This window comes from Johannesbaptistia floridana, from assembly GCF_057440575.1.
This window is the reverse complement of record NZ_JALKVM010000038.1, coordinates 1-4053: the sequence shown is the minus strand read 5'-3', so window position 1 is coordinate 4053 and position 4053 is coordinate 1. Positions and strand designations below refer to the sequence as shown.

General features: G+C 43.3%; 2 protein-coding genes. Both read left to right on the top strand.

The genetic code is table 11. The annotated features are described in order from the left end of the window. A partial coding sequence (locus MW688_RS02845) for a CHAT domain-containing tetratricopeptide repeat protein (protein ID WP_486734403.1) occupies positions 1–2984 on the top strand: 2984 nt, incomplete at its 5' end. A 62-nt stretch (positions 2985–3046) separates the two neighbouring features. After that, positions 3047–4053 (top strand): tetratricopeptide repeat protein (locus MW688_RS02840; RefSeq protein ID WP_486734402.1); only part of this gene is annotated, 1007 nt, incomplete at its 3' end.

Below are 4053 nucleotides of genomic sequence, written 5' to 3'. Positions count from 1 at the left end.
TCTATACTGAAGCCTTGGCAATGAGAAAGCGAATCTATGCCAACCAAGACCACCCCGATGTAGCCACTAGCCTCAATAATTTAGCTCTACTTTACAACTCACAAGGGAGATACCCAGAAGCAGAACCCCTCTATACTGAAGCCTTGGCAATGAGAAAGCGAATCTATGCCAACCAAGACCACCCCGATGTAGCCACTAGCCTCAATAATTTAGCTCTACTTTACAACTCACAAGGGAGATACCCAGAAGCAGAACCCCTCTATACTGAAGCCTTGGCAATGAGAAAGCGAATCTATCCCAACCAAGACCACCCCGATGTAGCCACTAGCCTCAATAATTTAGCAATACTTTACAACTCACAAGGGAGATACCCAGAAGCAGAACCCCTCTATACTGAAGCCTTGGCAATGAGAAAGCGAATCTATCCCAACCAAGACCACCCCGATGTAGCCACTAGCCTCAATAATTTAGCAATACTTTACAACTCACAAGGGAGATACCCAGAAGCAGAACCCCTCTATACTGAAGCCTTGGCAATGATAAAGCGAATCTATCCCAACCAAGACCACCCCGATGTAGCCACTAGCCTCAACAACTTAGCAGGACTTTACGAGTCACAAGGGAAATACAAAGACGCAGAACATCTATATACTGAAGCCTTGGCTATGCATAAACGAATATATCCTAACCAAGACCATCTGAGTTTAGCAACTAGTCTTCATAATTTAGCATATCTTTACAATTCCCAAGGGAGATACGAAAAAGCAGAACCTCTCTATATTGAAGCCTTAGCTATGACAAAGCGAATATATTCAAACCAAGAGCATCCTGATGTAGCCCTTAGCTTAAACGATTTAGGATTACTTTACAGAACACAAAAGAGATATGCCGAAGCAGAACCCCTATTAACTCAAGCCTTAGCTATATATAAACAAATATATTCCAACCAAGACCACCCCGATATAGCAAGAGGACTCAATAATTTAGCAGCATTGTACGAGTCACAAGAAAAATATGCCGAAGCAGAACCTCTATATACTGAAGCCTTGGCTATGTATAAACGAATATATCCCAACCAAGACCACCCAAGTATAGCATTAGGGCTGAATAATTTAGGATTATTTTACTATTCACAAAAAAGATACAAAGAGGCAGAACCCCTCTTAATTGAATCACTAGCTATGTATAAGCGAATATATCCCAACCAAGACCACCGCGATATAGCACGAGGGTTAAATAATTTAGGATTATTTTACTCCTCACAAAAAAAATATACCTCAGCACTTAATTTATTAACTGAAGCTAGTGAGGTAGAAGAAGCAATCATTGCCGAAAACCTTCTGATTGGTTCTGAACAACAAAAAAAACAATTTCTCCACTTATTTCAAGGTACCAGAGATGGTTATGTCTCCTTTCATTTACAAGAATTACCCGACAATCTAGAAGCAGCTAATTTAGCTTTAACTACCATTCTACGTCGCAAAGGACGGATACTCGATGCAATGGGTCAAACTTTACAAACTTTGCGGGCTCAATCAGACCCTCAAACGAGACAACTGTTTGATAAACTCGCGACTACTCAAACCCAACTTGCCACCCTTGCCAATCGCCCTTTACCTAGTGACCCCACTCAACGAGAACAAAGACAAACCCAACTCCAAGAACTTTCTGGGGAAATTACTAGTCTTGAAGCCCAATTAAGTTCTCTTATGGCGGAATTGGGACAACAAACTACCCCAGTAACTATTTCTGCTGTACAAGATGCCATTCCCGCTAATGCTGCTTTAATTGAGTTTATCCAGTATCGACCTGTTAATTTTACTGCGGCATCTGATGAACGTTTCGGTGAACCTCGCTATGCCGTATATATTCTTCTTCCTCAAGGGCAGGCCCAGTGGCTTGATTTAGGTCCAGCTAGTATTATTAACGCCCAAATTGAACAACTCCGTAGCCAGCTACAAGGAGGAGATAGAGGTTTAGGAACTGTGAGTACGGAATTTAACTTAGAAACTACCCAAGAGGCGGCTAGAGAACTTGATGCTCTCATTTTCGCCCCCCTTAGACCCTTGGTTGGCGATGCTACCCACTTACTTATTGCTCCTGATAGTAGTCTTAATCTGGTGCCTTTTGCCGTTTTAATGGACGAGGCAGAAGAATATCTCCTGGAAAACTACTTAATTACTTATCTCACCTCAGGTCGCGATTTACTCCGTTTAGACTTGTTTCGAGACCGTCAACCCTCACCCCCTGTCTTGATGGCTAATCCTGATTTTGGTACAGCTAGGGTGGACAGTATTCCCTCAGGAGATATAGAAACCCTAACTTTTGGCCCCTTAGAAGGCACGAAAATAGAAGGAGAACAGATTGAGGGGTTAGTAGATAATTTACTGGTGTTTACTGAAAGCGAAGCCAGTGAAAATAATCTCAAAGAACAATCCACACCGGAGTTTCTCCACTTAGCCACCCATGGTTTTTTCTTTCCACCTCAATCACAACCGAATGATTCACCAGAAGATTTGACCATCAGAGAAAACCCCTTACTCAGGTCAGGGTTAGCTTTAGCCGGGTTCAATCAAAGAGAGAGTGGGTCAGAGGATGGTGTGTTAACGGCTTTAGAGGTAACGGGTTTAAACCTGCGAGGCACCCGTTTGGTGGTGTTATCAGCTTGTGAGACAGGATTGGGGGATGTAGCACCAGGAGAGGGGGTCTATGGTTTAAGAAGGGCATTTACCCTAGCGGGAGCCGAAAGTCAGTTAATGAGTCTGTGGAAAGTGAGTGATGAGAAGACACAGGAGTTGATGGTAGCATACTACACACGCATCCTAGAAGGAGAAGACAGGGGAGAGGCATTGCGTCAAGTACAGTTGGAGATGATGGCCTCACAGGAAACTGAACATCCCTTTTTCTGGGGTGCTTTTATTCCTTCAGGAGACTGGAGGGCTTTGCCTGATGGGGGTGGGACTAAATCTATTTATCAAAAGTAAAAAAGGGAAAATAGCTGTTGGAGAGAGAAAAGTTTACTTATTTTGAATAACACAAATAAACCATGAAAAAACAAATTTTATTTACAATCATTAGTTTTACTCTATTACCCACATTTTTACTAGTGAGAGTATTAGCCCAAGATACAGATATGACTATGCAGACACAGCCAATGCAACTGGCTCAATCAGGGTCAGAGGAGGCAGAAGCTGATGAACTAGAAGCACGAGGGATAGAATTATATCAACAGGGTGAATACTCAGAGGCTATTCAACTTTTAGAGAGAGTTTTAGAGATAAGACGGGGTTTATATCCTAACCAAGACCACCCAGATGTAGCCCTCATCCTCAATAATTTAGCATTTCTTTACTACTCACAAGGGAGATACCCAGAAGCAGAACCCCTCTATACTGAAGCCTTGGCAATGAGAAAGCGAATCTATGCCAACCAAGACCACCCCGATGTAGCCACTAGCCTCAATAATTTAGCTCTACTTTACAACTCACAAGGGAGATACCCAGAAGCAGAACCCCTCTATACTGAAGCCTTGGCAATGAGAAAGCGAATCTATGCCAACCAAGACCACCCCGATGTAGCCACTAGCCTCAATAATTTAGCTCTACTTTACAACTCACAAGGGAGATACCCAGAAGCAGAACCCCTCTATACTGAAGCCTTGGCAATGAGAAAGCGAATCTATGCCAACCAAGACCACCCCGATGTAGCCACTAGCCTCAATAATTTAGCAGGACTTTACTACTCACAAGGGAGATACCCAGAAGCAGAACCCCTCTATACTGAAGCCTTGGCAATGAGAAAGCGAATCTATGCCAACCAAGACCACCCCGATGTAGCCGGTAGCCTCAATAATTTAGCAGCACTTTACGAGTCACAAGGGAGATACCCAGAAGCAGAACCCCTCTATACTGAAGCCTTGGCAATGAGAAAGCGAATCTATCCCAACCAAGACCACCCCGATGTAGCCGGTAGCCTCAATAATTTAGCAGGACTTTACTACTCACAAGGGAGATACCCAGAAGCAGAACCCCTCTATACTGAAGCCTTGGCAAT